Here is a 13,977-nt window from a genome sequence, read left to right as displayed (position 1 = left end):
GCGGCACCCGCTCCTAACACGAAAGGAGTTGGTGATGGAGTTCGACGTCAATATCTTCGTCCAGCAACTCGTGAACCCGAGCTACATGTCCGGGGCCTTCCTCTCGGTCGCCGTCGCGGTGCTTTCACTAATCCTGGCCACGGCGATCGGCTTCGTGGTCGCACTGGGCCGCACCTCCCGCAGCCGGATCGGTCAAGGCGTGGCAAGCCTATACACCTGGTTCTTCCGGGCCATTCCGGCGCTGCTGGTGCTGCTCATCATCTGGAACGCGTTGCCGCAGCTGTTCCCCGTCCTCCGCCAGGACTGGTTCTCGCCGTTCATTGCCGCGTTCATCGGCCTGGGCATTGTTGAAGCCGCGTTCATGGCAGAAATCATCCGTTCGGCGCTGCTCAGCATCGACGAGGGCCAGGCGCTCGCCGGCCGCGCACTCGGCATGTCGCCGGTCAAGGTCATGCTTAAGGTTGTCCTGCCGCAGGCTATCCGTACGGCGCTGCCTCCCACCGGCAACGAGTTCATTGGACTGGTGAAATTCTCCTCGCTGGCCTCGGTGATTTCCCTCCAGGAACTGCTCACGACCGCCCAAGTAGGCGTGAACATCACCTTCCGCTATGCGGAGTACTATGCCGCGGCAATCGTCTACTACCTCATCATCGTCAGCCTTCTGACAGTTCTCCAGAGCTACGTGGAGAAGAAATTCGTCTGGACGTCACGGTCCAAATCCAAGAAACTTTCCACCCTGGAACCAGTCGGCCTAACAGTCGGCCAAGGAGTGCAGTCATGACCCAGAGCGGCCCGGAATTCATCCCGGAAACCCTGGTCCACCAGCGACCCCGTGCTGAGCGTGCGGAATCTCCACAAGAGCTACCAGGACCAGCATGTCCTGAGTGGAGTCGAATTCGATATCCATCAGGGACAGGTCAAGGCGGTGCTGGGACCCTCCGGGTCCGGCAAGTCGACCATGTTGCGCCTCATGGCGCTCCTCGAGCCAGCCGACGACGGCGAGATCCGGCTCCGCGGGCGACGCATCGGAGTCCGCGAGAAACCAAGCGGCCCGGTAGTCCTGCCGGAGCGCGAGCTCGCCAAGGAACGCCGGAACATCGGAATGGTCTTCCAGAAATTCAACCTGTTCCCGCACCTGACGGCGTGCCGAAACGTGATGCTCGGCCTGACTTCGGTCAAGGGAATCCATCACAAGGAAGCCGAAGAACAGGCCATGGCCATGCTCCAGCGCGTAGGCCTTTCGCACCGCGCCGGGCACTACCCCTCGGAACTCTCCGGTGGACAACAACAGCGTGTGGCCATTGCGCGCGCGTTGGTGATGAATCCCGACGTCCTCCTCTTCGACGAACCAACGTCTGCCCTGGACCCCGAACTGGTGGGCGAAGTCCTGGACGTCATGGAAAGTCTTGCCAACGACGGCATGACCATGATCGTGGTCACCCACGAGGTCCGCTTCGCGCGCCGGGTGGCCGATGAAGTGACCCTGTTCGACAGCGGCGTGATTGTGGAACAGGCCACGCCGGACGAGTTCTTCGACAATCCCCAGCACCAACGCACCCGGAAGTTCTTGAGCCATGTCCATTAAGGTACTGTCCACTGAGGTACTGTCCACTGAGCATGTCCGCCCCGTGGCCGTCTACACCGACATGGAAGACCTCGACCACACAGCGGGCGTCGCGTTGCTCGAGGAGAACGGTTACGAGGTGCGTTACCTCGGCACCCAGGACCCGGTGGTCATCGCCTCACAAGCCAAGGACGCAGAAGCATTGCTGGTCGGTTACGCCCCCGTGACCGCTGAGGTCATGGATGCCATTCCGGGCCTGAAAATCATCGCGCTGGTCTCCATGGGCTACGACAACATCGACCTCGAGGCCGCCAAAGAGCGCGGCATTTGGGTCAGTAACCTCCCCGGCGTCGCCACCGAAGAAGTTGCCTCGCACGCACTTGCCCTTGCGCTCGCCGTCACACGCGAAATCCCGTTTTTCCAAGGGCGCGTGGCCGAAGGCGATTGGAACGCCCGTCCGGAGGGCACCGTATTCCGGCTCAGCGAGGAGCGGCTGGGACTCATCGGCCTCGGCGGATCGGTAGCCGTTTCGGGGAGCTGGCATCCGGTGTCTTCGGCGAAGTCATCGGCTTTGACCCGTATCTCCCGGACACTCTGGCTACCCGGGCGATGCTGGCGAAGGCGGGCATCCGCAGAGCCAGCCTGGAAGAAGTGCTGGCGGAGTCCGCCGTCGTGTCCTTGCACGTGCCGCTCACCGACGAAACCCGGCACATCATCAACGCTGAAACCCTTGCGACTATGCGGCCGGGCAGCTATTTGGTAAACGTCAGCCGCGGTCAGCTGATCGACAACGGGGCCCTCCGCGCCGCCGTCGACTCTGGACATGTCCGTGCGGCGGCACTGGACGTGCTCGACGTCGAACCGGCCCCAGCCGACCACCCGCTCATGGGTCACCCGAGAATCCTGGTGACCCCGCACGTCGGCTTCCTCTCGAACCGCACCCTGGCCGAATATGTCCGGATCCAGGCCCAAAACGTCATATCCCATGCCCGCACCGGCGCCCCGGACACCCCGTTGTTCGAGCTCGAACCTGCCGGCTGAGCACCGGCCGTCCGAACTATTTCTACCCGCAAAGGCCCTTTCCATGTCATTCCTGGCTTCCCATGAAACTTCTCCCATCGCCCCCGCCGCAACGCTGTTCTTCGGCGGCCGCATCCGCACCGTTGACGCCCTGAACTCCGTTGCCGAGGCGATGCTTATTATCGGCAACCGGGTTGCCGCCGTCGGGACTCCCCAGGAGTGCCGCGCTGAGGCGATCAAGCTCACGACGGCGGTGCCAGACGTCGTCGACCTCCGGGGCCGCACGCTGGTCCCCGGCTTCATCGACCCGCACGCGCACCCGTTGATGTACGGGCAGCTGCTGAGCTGGGTGGACTGCGGGCCGGAAGCGGCGCCGGACATTCCCACCATGCTGGCACTGCTGGCGAAGGCTGCTGCCGACAACCCGGGAGACATGCCCATTCGTGGCTATGGCTACGAGCACCGCAACCTGGCTGAGCAGCGCCACCCCACCCGGCAGGAATTCGACACCGTCTCCACCACGCGCGAGGTGTATGTCATGAACGCGAGCGGCCACGGCGGAGTGGTGAATTCGTACGTGCTCGACAACGCGGGGGTGGACGGCAACACGCCCAACCCGCCGGGCGGAACGTTCTTCCGGGACGCCCAAGGCGAGCTGACGGGCGAACTTTCCGACGCTGCCTGCGACATCCTCACCGGAGACGAAGGCGTGAAGCTGGGGCATCACGGCCCCAACTTCCACCTTGGCGACAGCAAGGAACACCACCGCGCCCAGCTCCTGCACGCCCAGCGGGAGTTCCTCAGCCACGGCGTGACCACCATTGGGGATGCCCAGGTCACCAAGCGCGAGTTCGGCGCCTACCTGGATCTTGTGGAGCGGGGCGAACTGGTGACCCGCATCAACGCCTACTTCCTTTCGAGCCTCCTGGACGAGGTGCTGGAGCTTGGCCTCGTGGACAAGTTCGGCGACTCCCTTCTGTCCTTCGCGGGCATCAAGCTCTACGCAGACGGCACGTTGGGCGGCTGGACGGCGTACTTCCCGGAGGGCTACCGCGACGATCCCTGCCGCACCGGCTCGCTCTACCACGAGCCAGCAGAGTACCGGGCTTTGGTGGCAAAGGCGCACGGCGCGGGATTGCAGACAGCGACTCACGCGCAGTCGCCCACGGCCATCCAACTGGTGCTCGACGCCGTCAGCGAGGCGCTCGCGGAGAGCCCGCGAGCGGACCACCGGCACCGGATCGAGCACTGCGGGCTGCCCACGCTGGAGCAGATCGACAAGATGGCCGAGCTGGGGATCATGCCCGTCAACCAGCCCCAGCACTACTACAACTGGGGCCCCGGCGTGACCGACGCCATCGGATCCCCGGGCGAGCGCTTCAACCCGCTCGGCGAATTCGTGGCCGCGGCGGTGCCCGTGACGATGAGCTCGGATGCCCCCGTGGCCGATCCGCGTCCGCTGGAAGCCATCCAGACGTCCGTGACCCGCAGGACCCGCTCCGGCGTCCAGCTGGGTTCGGACGATCTCAAGATCGACGTCGTCGAGGCACTCCGTGCCCACACCATCAACGGAGCACGGGCAATGGGACGCGAGAAGGACCTGGGTTCCCTCGAGCCGGAGAAGCTGGCCGACTTCGTGATCCTGGCCGCGGACCCGCTGGAAGCTCCCGAGGCCGCCATCAGCGGCATCGAGGTGGTGGAGACCTGGGTCAACGGGGTGCGGGTGTACGCGGGCTAAGGTTTGGGCGGGGCAGCGTCTTCGATGCCCCCAGCCAGCGACGCCACACATCGGGACAACAGGCTCGCCAGTTGAGTTTGCTCATTGCCGCTGAGGCCGGATTTCATCTGGTCCTCGACGGCTTTAACAGCGGCGCTGGCAGCGGAGAGCTGCTTTCGCCCGCTGGGAGTGAGTTCCGTGGGCAGCACACGGCCTGCTGGTGCTTGCTCCGGGCGGCTGACGAGGCCGTCTCGCTCAAGAGCCTGCAGCAGGACGTTCATCGACTGCCGCGAGACGAAAGTACCGCGGGCCAGATCGGAATTGGAGAGTCCCGGTCGCTGCGAGAGCAATTCGAGACAGGAATAGTGGGTGATGCTCATGCCGAGGGGGCGCAGTACGGCCTCCATCGCGGTACGCAGTGCGCTGGAGGCCTCCTTGAGCAGATAACCCAACGACGTTTCCAAATCGATTCCCGACACCCTTTGACTCATGTCAATATTCTGACATACAGTGTGTATGTCAGGTTTCTGACAAGGAAAAGGAGAAGCATCATGACAGCATCCGGCCCCGATTTCATCTCCCTGCAGTCCCGTGACGTGCCGCGCTCGGCGGCGTTTTACGAGAAGTACCTCGGTTTCACACGGCAAGACGGCCCTCCGCACGCGATCGTCTTCGACACCACTCCGGCGCCCTTCGCCATCCGTGAACCCCTACCTGGCGTCGACCTCGACTCGGCCCTTCCCCTGGGTCTTGGCATAGGGGTGTGGATGCACGCGTCCAATGCGCAGGAAATCCACGACGCCCTGGCCGCCGACGGCATCACCATCACCAGTCCCCCGATCGACGGCCCATTCGGCCGGACCTTCACTTTCGCCGATCTTGACGGCTACCAGATCACCCTCCACGGCCGGGCATAGCTGCGGCTCCCACGAACCCCTCCACGCTCACGCTCGGTTGGCGCCGCGCCGTCCTGACCTTGTTTGCGCTCCGTTCCCTCGGCAACACACCCCCCTTCCGGCGTGGCGAGGCCTTTTGAGAATCAAAGAGGGTCAGGACGGACCGAGATAAAGCTAAACCCCGACGGTGGCACTCAGGTGAGTGCCGCCGTCGGGGTTTCGTGCTGCCTGACCAAGGCCTAAACCCGGCGGATGGCCTCCGCCAGGCGCTTGACTCCTTCGGTGAGCTGGTCTTCCGGGGCGTAAGAGAAGGCGACGCGGAGTTGGTTGCTGCCGCCGCCGTCGGCGTAGAAGGCGCTGCCGGGCACGAACACGACTCCCGCCTGGATGGCCGCGGCTAGCACGCGCTCGGTGTCGATGCCCTCGGGCAGGGTGACCCAGGTGAAGAATCCGCCGGTCGGTGTGGTCCACCGGGTTCCCTCGGGCATGTAGGCAGCCAGGGCGTCCAGGGTGGCCTTGCAGCGCGCAGCGTAGACGGCACTGTACGCGGCAATCTGGTCCCGCCAATCAAAGCTACTGATGTACTGCTCCACCACCAACTGGCTCAAAACGGAGGGGCAGATGGTGGTTGCTTCGGAGGCGATCTGGAGGCGTCCCCGAACATCCCGGGGTGCCACCACCCACCCGACGCGCAGCCCGGGGGCAAAGATCTTGGAGAACGAACCCAGGTAAAACACGTTGTCCGGGTCGAGCGTGTGCATGGCTGGTTTGAGCGTGCCGTCGAAGCTCAACAGGCCGTAGGGGTTGTCCTCGACGATCAACACGCCTTCGGCCCGGCAGATTTCCACCACCCGCTGGCGCCGCTCCAAGGAAAGGCTGATCCCGGAGGGGTTGTTGAAGTTGGGGATCGTATAGAAGAACTTGATGGTCTTGCCGGCCGCTTTGAGCCCGGAAATGACGTCCTGGAGGCGGTCTGGATCGACGCCGTCGCTGTCCATGGCCACGTGGGCCACTTCGGCCTGGAAGCCTTCGAACACGCCGAGGGCGCCAACGTAGGTTGGCCCTTCCGCGATCACCACGTCACCTGGATCGCAGAACAGCTTGGTCACGAGTTCCAGCGCCATCTGCGAGCCGGCCGTGATCTGCACGTTTTCCGGAGAGGACTTGATGCCCTCGAGCTCCATGACTTGGCAGATCAGGGCCTGCAGTTCCTCTGTTCCCGCACCGGAGCCGTACTGCAGTGCCTCCAGTCCGCGGCGAACGACGACGTCGCTCGCCATTGCCGCGATACGCTCCATCGGCAGGACGGGCAGGTAAGGGTTCCCGCCGGCCAGGGAGATCATCCCCGGCTGCATGGAGACATCGAAAGCGGCTCGGACGGGGGAGGGCTGGAATCCGGCCGCACGCTTGGCCATTCGGCCAGTGTGGGAAAGCTCTGGAGCGAGGGTCATGGTGGTCCTTCGGTGATCGTTTGCTGGCGGCCGCTTCGATGCGGCCCCGGGCGTCTTAGTGCGCGTCCACGAGTTTGGAGCGCTTCGTGAGGATGAATTCTTCGGCGTCGATGCCGAACTCCCGGGCCGCGAAGCGGTGCAACGTCTCGATCATGGCCGCGGGTGAGAGGCTGTGGACTCCGTTCAAAGACTGGATCGCGAGGCCGTCGATAGTGGCCAGGAGCAACGTGGCCACCTCGTTGATATCGATGGCCGGCTGGAGCAGTTTCTCTTCCACTCCCTCCTCGAGCGCCCGGACGAACAACCCGCGCCATGAGGTCCAGACCGCAGCGACGCTTTCCCGGATTTCCGAATTCTTGTGAGCAGCGGAGTAAATCTGCAGCCAGAAACCCCAGGCCTCTTCGAAGGGGGTGTCGCCCTGGATGGAGAAGGTCAGGAGGTCGTGGAGCCGTTCCATCGCATTGCTGCCTTGATCATAGATCCGCTGCCACTCGGCGAGGGATTCCTCGATCTGATACTCGACTGCGGCGCCGATCAGCCGTTCCCGGTGCCGGAAGTAGTGCTGGATCATGCCGATGCTGAAACCTGATGCCTCGGACAGCTCGGCGAAGGAGCAGCCTTCCACTCCTTGGCGGGAGATCACTTGCAAGGTGTGCTGCAGGATGCTCTGGCGGCGTTCAGCCATTGCTTCGGCTGTGACGCTTCGCGTGCGGCGTCCCGTGTTTGTCTCGCTCATGCCGTTGCTCCTTTATTTGTCTGGTCGCAGTGGTCCAGATGGTCGCGTTGGTCCAGGTGGGCGCCTTGTGGGTGCCCCTTAGTCATCTCTCCATGATGTTGCCATGGTCCCTTGACACGCGTTGTTACTCATCTCACAATAAGTTGAACATATTGTTATTTCAACCCTACTCGAACCGGAGATTCACAAATGATGCGCAAAGGCGTGAAAGGCTCGATCGTGGCAGCGGCAGCCGTCAGTTTCATGGTGTTGACAACGGCGTGCTCCAATGTCGAAGGTGCAGCCGCTACTGCATCCGGCAACGCATCGGGAGGCTCGAGCAAAGGCGCTCAGAGCGGACAGGAACTCGCGCTGGCTGTGACACCCGATTCCAAGGTTCAGGCGCTGTTACCGTCCGCCATCAAGAGCAAGGGTTCGTTGACCCTCGTGACGGACCCGACTTATGCGCCGATCGACTTCACCGACGAACAGGGCAAGATTGTCGGTCTCGAACCGGACATGGCATTGGCTGTCGCGAAAAAGATGGGGGTCACCATCAACATCGAAAAGGCCGACTTCAACGGCATCCTGGCGGGCATCGAGGCCCGCCGCTACGACGCGTCCTGGGCCGCCTTCTCCATCACGGAGGAGCGCAAGGACAAGGTCAACATGGTCAGCTACATGCGGGGTGGAACCTCCGTGATGGTCAAGAAGGGCAACCCTTTGGGAATCAATTCCGAAATGGACCTCTGCGGTAAGACCGTCGCCGCCCAGACCGGAACCACCCAAGCGCTGAGCGTGCTTCCAGGAATTCGAGAAAAAGTGCGCCGACGCCGGCAAGGACAAGCCTGTTTCGCTCCTGCTGCCCCAGCAAGACAACGTCAACCAGGCTGTGGCATCGGGACGCGCCCAAGCACTCGTGGCGGACAACGCACTGACGGGCTACTACGCACAGCTGCAGCCGGACGCCTTCACCGCCGTCGACTCGATCCTTGTTGAACCATCCCTCTCCGGTGTGGTCAGCCCGAAGGACGACGGCGGCCTGTCGAAGGCGTTCCAGGCGGCTGTCCAGTCCCTCATGGACGATGGAACGTACGTCAAGATCATGGAGGCCTGGAACCTCAAGACAGGCATCATCACCAAGTCTGAAATCAACCCGACGGTGGGGTCATGACCGTGACTTCGCAGCAAGTCTCCGCGGAGGCGAGGCCTGATTTCGCGGAGCTGGCTTCCCGGCCGGTGCTCAGGCGCAAACGGCCGGGACAACTGACCGCCATGGTTGTGGTGGGGGTGTTCGCGGTGATGGGCGCCTACGTCATCGTTACCAACCCCGGCTTCGGGTGGCCCATCGTGGCCAAGTACTTGTTCGATATCCGCATCATCAACGGGCTGCTGACCACCATCGAGCTCACGGTCATTGCCATGGTCCTGGGATTGGTGATCGGCCTGGTGATCGCAGTCATGAGGATGTCGGACAATCCGCTCCTCCGCGGCGTCGCCGGCGCCTACATCTGGTTCTTCCGAGGCACTCCGTTGCTGGTCCAGATGCTCTTTTGGGGCTTCGCCGCCGTGCTGTTCCCTACTATCGGCATCGGCATACCTGGCGGTCCGATGCTGGTCGAGTGGAACACCAACGATGTCCTGCCGCTCTTCGTTGCCGGCATCCTTGGATTGGGCCTGAACGAAGGCGCCTACATGGCTGAAATCGTGCGTGCAGGCCTGATGGGCGTTCCCGCGGGACAGTCCGAGGCCTCCCACGCCATGGGCTTCAGCCGGATGGAAACACTGCGCCACGTCGTCATCCCGCAAGCCATGAAGATCATCCTTCCGCCGGTGGGCAACGAGACCATCTCGATGCTCAAGACCACCTCGCTGGTGATCGTGATCGGCGTCGGGGACCTGCTCTACAACACCCAGCAGATCTACGCGCGCAACCTCCAGCAGATCCCGCTCCTCATCGTCGCAAGCCTTTGGTACATCCTGCTCACCACCATCCTCTCGCTCGTCCAAGCGCGCATTGAGAAGCGGTACTCCCGCGGCAACACCATCCAGGCACGAAAGGCGTAGCGGAAATGTCTGAAGTCCAGTTTCTCAACGTGCATAAGGATTTCTCCGGCATGGAGGTCCTCAAAGGCATCAACTTCACGGTCGAATCCGGACAAGTGGCCTGTCTGATAGGACCCTCCGGCTCCGGCAAATCCACCCTGCTCCGGTGCGTCAACCACCTCGAAACCACCAGCTCAGGAACCATCCTGGTGGGTGGCCGCATGATCGGTTACGAAGTCCACGGCGACCGGCTGATCGAGGCACACCAGAAGGACATCAACAAGCGCCGCTCCCGCATCGGCATGGTGTTCCAGTCCTTCAACCTCTTCGGCCACATGACAGCCCTCGAAAACGTGATGATGGGGCCCGTCAAACTCCTCAAAGTTCCCAAGGCCCAGGCCGAGGTTGAAGCGCGCGAACTCCTGGCCAAGGTAGGCCTCGGGGACCGTACAGGCCACTATCCGGCCCAGCTCTCGGGCGGACAGCAACAGCGAGTCGCGATAGCCCGGGCGCTGTCCATGAAACCCGATCTCATGCTCTTCGACGAACCAACCTCCGCATTGGATCCGGAACTCGTGGGCGAAGTCCTGGACGTCATGAAAGCCCTGGCCCGCGATGGCATGACCATGATCGTGGTGACCCATGAAATGGGTTTTGCGCGCGAAGTGGCGGACGTCGTGGCGTTCATGGACGGCGGCGTCATTGTGGAAGCCGGCGATCCCAACGAGATCATCTCCCGCCCCCAGCATGAGCGAACAAAGGCGTTCCTCTCCAAAGTTCTCTAAGCCTCGATTTAAGGACTCAATCTTGACCAGCTCCATACAGTCCAGTTCCATCCCCACCAACAACGTCGGCCTCGCCGTCATGACCACGCTGCGGAACTACGGGATCGACGCGATCTTCGGGATCCCCGGCACCCACAACCTCGAGTTCTACCGGCACCTTGAACCGCTCGGCATCCGCCCGGTCACCACCCGCCACGAGCAGGGAGCCGGGTACGGCTCCGACGGTTGGAGCCAGATCAAGGGGCTTCCCGGCGTCGTGATCACCACGTCCGGACCCGGCCTGCTGAACGCGATGTCCGCCGCGGCGACGTCGTACTGCGAGTCCCGGCCGATGATTATCCTGTCCCCGGGCGCTCCGCGCGGCAGCGAGTTCTCGGACATCGGGCTGCTGCACGAAACGAAGGATCCCACCGGCGCAGTGCGTGCCTTGATCGGGCGCAGTACGAGGGTGTCCAGCGGCAGCGAGGCTGTGGAGCTGATCCACGAGGCCTTCGCCTTCTTCGCGCACGGGCGGCCGCGTCCGGTCCACATCGAGGTCCCGCTGGACGTGCTGGAAGCCGCGTCCGACGTCGAGCCTTCCGCTCTGGAGGCCCGCCCCTTGGGTGCGCCGAAAGGAGCAGCCGACGACGCCGTCGCCACCGCTGCGGACATCCTCCGCCGGGCGTCCAATCCGGTCATCCTGGCCGGCGGCGGCTCACTGGGAACCGGCGGTACACTGCTGGAACTCGCGGAGCTCTTGCGAGCCCCGGTGGTGACCACAATCAACGGCAAAGGTGCCATTCCGGAGACGCACCCGCTTTCCATCGGCTCCGAAATCCGGCTGGCCGCGGCCCAAGACCTATGCAACTCGTCTGATGCCTTGCTGGTCATTGGATCCAAGGTGGGTGAATCGGAGCTGTGGGGTGGCAAGATTGTGCCGCAAGGCAACTGCATCCGGATCGACATCGATCACTCGCAGCTTGAATGCAATCTTTCGCCGGATGTCGAGCTCCTCGGCAACGCGGCCGCCGTCGTGCCCCAACTGCTCGTGGCGCTCGCCGGGCACGTTCCGGCCGTGACGCCGGACCTCGCTCCGCTGCGACTTGAACTGCGGGAAGAAGCGCGCTCCATGGCGCCCGTGCTGGCACAGATCAACGAGATCCTTGCTGGCGTGTTGCCGGCGGACACCGTCATTGCAGGTGATTCCTCGCAGATCACCTATTTCGGGACTACGTCCTTCTTCCCCATGCAGCAGCCGCACCAGCTCCTGTACACGCCCGCGTACGCCACGCTCGGTTACGGACTGCCGGCCGCGATCGGCGCGAAGGTGGCCGATCCCGATCGTCCTGTGGTGGGCCTGATCGGCGACGGTGCCCTCATGTTTGCCGTCCAGGAGTTCATCACCGCCGTGGAGCAGGGCGTGGACTTGCCAATCATCTGCATCAACAACGGCGGCTATGGCGAAATCCGGCAGAACATGGAAGACCGGGACTTGGTCCCGGTCGGCGTGAACCTGACCCAACCGGACTGGGTTCGCCTGGCCGAGGGCTTCGGACTGACGGCGTTCAACGTGGAGTCGTTGGACAAGCTCGCCGGGGTAGTCACCGAAGCCCTCGCCGTGAAGGGCCCGAGCCTCATCCACGTGAGCATCTAGGAAGGAACGCGATGAGCGCGACAGTGAAGTCAACCGCAGTCAAGAACGCCGAGCTGAAGGCCACGGCATGGGACTGGGTGGAGCAGCAGAAGGAGCAGCTTTCTGCCTGGCACACGAATATTTGGGAACTGGCCGAACCTGCGTGGCGCGAGTATGAGTCCTGCGCCTGGTACGTCAGAACGCTGCGAGAACATGGCTTCACCGTGGAGGAAGGCAGCGGGGGCATGCCCACTGCCTTCGCCGCCGAATGGACAAGTCCCGCCGGTCCCGGCGCGCGGATCCTCGGCTACGCCGAATTCGATGCCATCCCGGGTAATTGCCAGGCGGCATCCACCAAGCGGGAACCCCGTACCGGCATGTCACGTTTCGCGCCGGGCCACACGGATCCGCATTCAGCTCTTGGTATCTCGACGCTCGCAGGCTTCCTCGCTGCAAAAGATGCCATGGAGCGGCACAACATACCGGGCACCTTGGTCTACACCGGCGAGCCAGCCGAAAAAGTCCAGGGATCCAAAGTTGTCCACGGTCTTCGGGGCTACTACGACAATCTGGACGCGATCATCTCGTACCACCCCTTCTACATGATGCCGCTGTGCAACACCGCTCGGTGGGACACTCACTGCGGTTCGTACTACAGCAAGATCTACACCTTCACTTGCGACAGTCCGGAGGGCTGGAACAACACCTACGGCGACAGTCCCATCCCGTCGTCGCACTCTGCCGCCCGGGCGCCCGGAGCGGATGCCGCGCTGTTCACCATGTTTTCGCTGACCAAGACCACGCAGGATTCCATGCTCCCGCAGGCGGGCGGCTGGTCATTGTCCGAGGCGATCCTCACCGCCGGGCAGGCGACGGCGGACAACCAACCCGCGGGATTGGCCCAAATCCAGTATTCCTGGCGCTGTCCGAGTCTCGCCGAAGCTGATTCCGTGCTTGCGGTACTGGATCGCAACGCCGAACTCGCCGCGGCGGCTTCGCACTGCAGCGTCAGCTCGCGTTGGGTGGCGCGCAACCGGCCGGGCATCGCGAACCATACCGTCGCGCAGGTGGCCTGGGAGAACATCGCCGCTGTTGGAGCGCCGGTTTTGGATGAGCGGGCACGTGAGATCGGACGCGAAATCCAGGCGTCGTGCGGGGTGGAGCCCATGGAGAATCCGTTCCACCCGGCAACGGCCGGGCTCATCACCCCGCAGGACGCCGAAGCAGAACTGCGCCGGCACATCCCGGCAACTCAACAGAACTGGACCAGCGACGACTATGTGGAGATGACCTGGTACGCGCCCACCATCCGCTTCTACACAGCGCGGCCCACGTTGGCGCCGGATCCCAACGGGGCTGCGTACCCCGGCTGGGCTATGACCGCGCTCGGCGGAATTCCCGAGACGATCGACCCCACCATCACGGCGACAGGCAAGATGATTGCCGGCATGGTGCTTGACTTGCTGACCTCCCCAGACGTGCTGGCGGAGGCCAAGGCAGAGTTCGACGCCGAGAAGCGCCGCCGCGGTTCCCTGGCGGCGCTGCTTCCCGCCGATTTCAGCGCGCCGACGGATTTCCGCTGGCCTGAATACATCGGCCAAGGTAAGTCCCGGGAGTGGTGGATCCCTGTCTCCGAAGAGTCATGGAACACCGCCGGCGGCAGCTTGGCTCCTAGAGCCCGAGTTCGGTCTTCAGGGCTGCTACGTGGCCCTGGGCTTTCACCTGGTACTGGGTGAGGATGACTTTGCCTTCGCCGTCGAGCACCACCGTGGAGCGGACCAGGCCGTCCACCACTTCGCCGTCCACCAGCTTCTCGCCCCAGGCACCATAGGCCAGGGCGACCGCGTGGTCTTCGTCGGAGAGGAGCGGGAAGGTCAGGGAGAAGTCGCCGGCGAAGCGTGCGATCTTTTCCGGGGCGTCCGGGGAGATGCCCAGGACTTCGTAGCCGGAGCCCTGGAGGCTTGCGAGGCTGTCGCGGAAGTCGCAGGCTTCGGTGGTGCAGCCGGGGGTGGCAGCTTCTGGGTAGAAGTACACGATGACGTTGCGTCCGCGGTAATCGGACAGGGAAACCTTCTGTCCTTCGGAGTTAAGCAGAGCGAAATCGGGGGCCTGGGTTCCGGCGAGGAGTTTCTGGGTCATGTTGCGATCCTTGACTTGTGTCGGGCAACCGC

General features: G+C 63.4%; 15 protein-coding genes and 1 pseudogene. 12 read left to right on the top strand and 4 right to left on the bottom strand.

What is annotated here, in order from left to right; genetic code table 11:
• Nucleotides 1-34: 34 nt before the first annotated feature.
• The 5 genes and pseudogenes from ACF0H6_RS09605 (at nt 35) to ACF0H6_RS09585 (ending at nt 4,322) form a co-directional block, all read left to right on the top strand.
• Nucleotides 35-781 (top strand): amino acid ABC transporter permease, encoded by a 747-nt coding sequence (locus tag ACF0H6_RS09605; RefSeq protein WP_395249399.1) that lies wholly within the window; start codon nt 35-37, stop codon nt 779-781.
• A gap of 60 nt (nt 782-841) precedes the next feature.
• Complete coding sequence (locus tag ACF0H6_RS09600) at nt 842-1,585, top strand: amino acid ABC transporter ATP-binding protein (protein WP_395249398.1); 744 nt, start codon at nt 842-844, stop codon at nt 1,583-1,585.
• Nucleotides 1,575-2,060, top strand: a pseudogene (locus tag ACF0H6_RS09595) (C-terminal binding protein); the annotation flags it as partial. The gene ACF0H6_RS09600 and the pseudogene ACF0H6_RS09595, both read left to right, overlap by 11 nt.
• Nucleotides 2,009-2,605: an NAD(P)-dependent oxidoreductase gene (locus ACF0H6_RS09590; protein ID WP_395249397.1), complete on the top strand. Its 597-nt coding sequence runs from the start codon at nt 2,009-2,011 to the stop codon at nt 2,603-2,605. The pseudogene ACF0H6_RS09595 and the gene ACF0H6_RS09590, both read left to right, overlap by 52 nt.
• 43 nt (nt 2,606-2,648) lie before the next feature.
• The gene (locus ACF0H6_RS09585) at nt 2,649-4,322 is read left to right on the top strand and encodes an amidohydrolase (protein ID WP_395249396.1); all 1,674 of its coding nucleotides are present in this window, start codon (nt 2,649-2,651) and stop codon (nt 4,320-4,322) included.
• On the opposite strand, the gene ACF0H6_RS09580 is transcribed toward ACF0H6_RS09585, so the two are convergent.
• Nucleotides 4,319-4,792 (bottom strand): MarR family winged helix-turn-helix transcriptional regulator, encoded by a 474-nt coding sequence (locus tag ACF0H6_RS09580; protein ID WP_395249395.1) that lies wholly within the window; start codon nt 4,790-4,792, stop codon nt 4,319-4,321. The genes ACF0H6_RS09585 and ACF0H6_RS09580 overlap by 4 nt on opposite strands.
• A 60-nt stretch (nt 4,793-4,852) precedes the next feature.
• On the opposite strand from ACF0H6_RS09580, the gene ACF0H6_RS09575 reads away from it, so the two are divergent.
• The gene (locus tag ACF0H6_RS09575; protein WP_395249394.1) at nt 4,853-5,218 is read left to right on the top strand and encodes a VOC family protein; all 366 of its coding nucleotides are present in this window, start codon (nt 4,853-4,855) and stop codon (nt 5,216-5,218) included.
• Between the two features lie 218 nt (nt 5,219-5,436).
• Here the strand turns inward: ACF0H6_RS09575 and ACF0H6_RS09570 are convergent, their stop codons facing one another.
• Together ACF0H6_RS09570 and ACF0H6_RS09565 are read right to left on the bottom strand one after the other, a co-directional pair.
• A complete protein-coding gene (locus ACF0H6_RS09570) occupies nt 5,437-6,648 on the bottom strand; it encodes a PLP-dependent aminotransferase family protein (protein ID WP_395249393.1) in 1,212 nt (403 codons plus the stop codon).
• Between the two features lie 55 nt (nt 6,649-6,703).
• Complete coding sequence (locus ACF0H6_RS09565) at nt 6,704-7,384, bottom strand: TetR/AcrR family transcriptional regulator (RefSeq protein WP_395249392.1); 681 nt, start codon at nt 7,382-7,384, stop codon at nt 6,704-6,706.
• A gap of 189 nt (nt 7,385-7,573) precedes the next feature.
• On the opposite strand from ACF0H6_RS09565, the gene ACF0H6_RS09560 reads away from it, so the two are divergent.
• Genes ACF0H6_RS09560 through ACF0H6_RS09535 form a run of 6 tightly spaced genes read left to right on the top strand, consistent with a single transcriptional unit; the run spans nt 7,574 to nt 13,542 of the window.
• The gene (locus ACF0H6_RS09560) at nt 7,574-8,362 is read left to right on the top strand and encodes a transporter substrate-binding domain-containing protein (RefSeq protein WP_395249391.1); all 789 of its coding nucleotides are present in this window, start codon (nt 7,574-7,576) and stop codon (nt 8,360-8,362) included.
• On the top strand, nt 8,283-8,537 hold the full coding sequence (locus ACF0H6_RS09555; protein WP_395249390.1) for a hypothetical protein: 255 nt from the start codon (nt 8,283-8,285) through the stop codon (nt 8,535-8,537). Before ACF0H6_RS09560 ends, ACF0H6_RS09555 begins: the two co-directional genes overlap by 80 nt.
• A gap of 2 nt (nt 8,538-8,539) precedes the next feature.
• Nucleotides 8,540-9,430: an amino acid ABC transporter permease gene (locus ACF0H6_RS09550; RefSeq protein WP_395249389.1), complete on the top strand. Its 891-nt coding sequence runs from the start codon at nt 8,540-8,542 to the stop codon at nt 9,428-9,430.
• A 5-nt stretch (nt 9,431-9,435) separates the two neighbouring features.
• Nucleotides 9,436-10,194: an amino acid ABC transporter ATP-binding protein gene (locus ACF0H6_RS09545; RefSeq protein WP_395249388.1), complete on the top strand. Its 759-nt coding sequence runs from the start codon at nt 9,436-9,438 to the stop codon at nt 10,192-10,194.
• Nucleotides 10,195-10,216: 22 nt separating this feature from the next.
• On the top strand, nt 10,217-11,827 hold the full coding sequence (locus ACF0H6_RS09540) for a thiamine pyrophosphate-binding protein (RefSeq protein WP_395249387.1): 1,611 nt from the start codon (nt 10,217-10,219) through the stop codon (nt 11,825-11,827).
• 11 nt (nt 11,828-11,838) lie between these two features.
• A complete protein-coding gene (locus ACF0H6_RS09535; protein WP_395249386.1) occupies nt 11,839-13,542 on the top strand; it encodes an amidohydrolase in 1,704 nt (567 codons plus the stop codon).
• Here the strand turns inward: ACF0H6_RS09535 and bcp are convergent.
• The gene (gene bcp / locus ACF0H6_RS09530) at nt 13,478-13,945 is read right to left on the bottom strand and encodes a thioredoxin-dependent thiol peroxidase (RefSeq protein ID WP_395249385.1); all 468 of its coding nucleotides are present in this window, start codon (nt 13,943-13,945) and stop codon (nt 13,478-13,480) included. The two genes, ACF0H6_RS09535 and bcp, sit on opposite strands and share 65 nt — an antisense overlap.
• Between the last annotated feature and the right edge of the window lie 32 nt (nt 13,946-13,977).

This window comes from Arthrobacter sp. NA-172 (assembly GCF_043952055.1).
In the GTDB taxonomy this organism is placed as follows: Bacteria; Actinomycetota; Actinomycetes; order Actinomycetales; family Micrococcaceae; genus Arthrobacter.
The sequence above is the reverse complement of the archived record's forward strand: the minus strand, read 5'-3'. Positions and strand labels throughout refer to the sequence as shown.

Excerpts from the sequence above, each read along its gene's own strand:
- ACF0H6_RS09605 (WP_395249399.1), top strand. The coding sequence starts at position 35 with ATGGAGTTCGACGTCAATATCTTCGTCCAGCAACTCGTGAACCCGAGC.
- ACF0H6_RS09585 (WP_395249396.1), top strand. The coding sequence starts at position 2,649 with ATGTCATTCCTGGCTTCCCATGAAACTTCTCCCATCGCCCCCGCCGCA.
- ACF0H6_RS09580 (WP_395249395.1), bottom strand. The coding sequence starts at position 4,792 with ATGAGTCAAAGGGTGTCGGGAATCGATTTGGAAACGTCGTTGGGTTAT.
- ACF0H6_RS09575 (WP_395249394.1), top strand. The coding sequence starts at position 4,853 with ATGACAGCATCCGGCCCCGATTTCATCTCCCTGCAGTCCCGTGACGTG.
- ACF0H6_RS09570 (WP_395249393.1), bottom strand. The coding sequence starts at position 6,648 with ATGACCCTCGCTCCAGAGCTTTCCCACACTGGCCGAATGGCCAAGCGT.
- ACF0H6_RS09565 (WP_395249392.1), bottom strand. The coding sequence starts at position 7,384 with ATGAGCGAGACAAACACGGGACGCCGCACGCGAAGCGTCACAGCCGAA.
- ACF0H6_RS09560 (WP_395249391.1), top strand. The coding sequence starts at position 7,574 with ATGATGCGCAAAGGCGTGAAAGGCTCGATCGTGGCAGCGGCAGCCGTC.
- ACF0H6_RS09545 (WP_395249388.1), top strand. The coding sequence starts at position 9,436 with ATGTCTGAAGTCCAGTTTCTCAACGTGCATAAGGATTTCTCCGGCATG.
- ACF0H6_RS09535 (WP_395249386.1), top strand. The coding sequence starts at position 11,839 with ATGAGCGCGACAGTGAAGTCAACCGCAGTCAAGAACGCCGAGCTGAAG.
- bcp (WP_395249385.1), bottom strand. The coding sequence starts at position 13,945 with ATGACCCAGAAACTCCTCGCCGGAACCCAGGCCCCCGATTTCGCTCTG.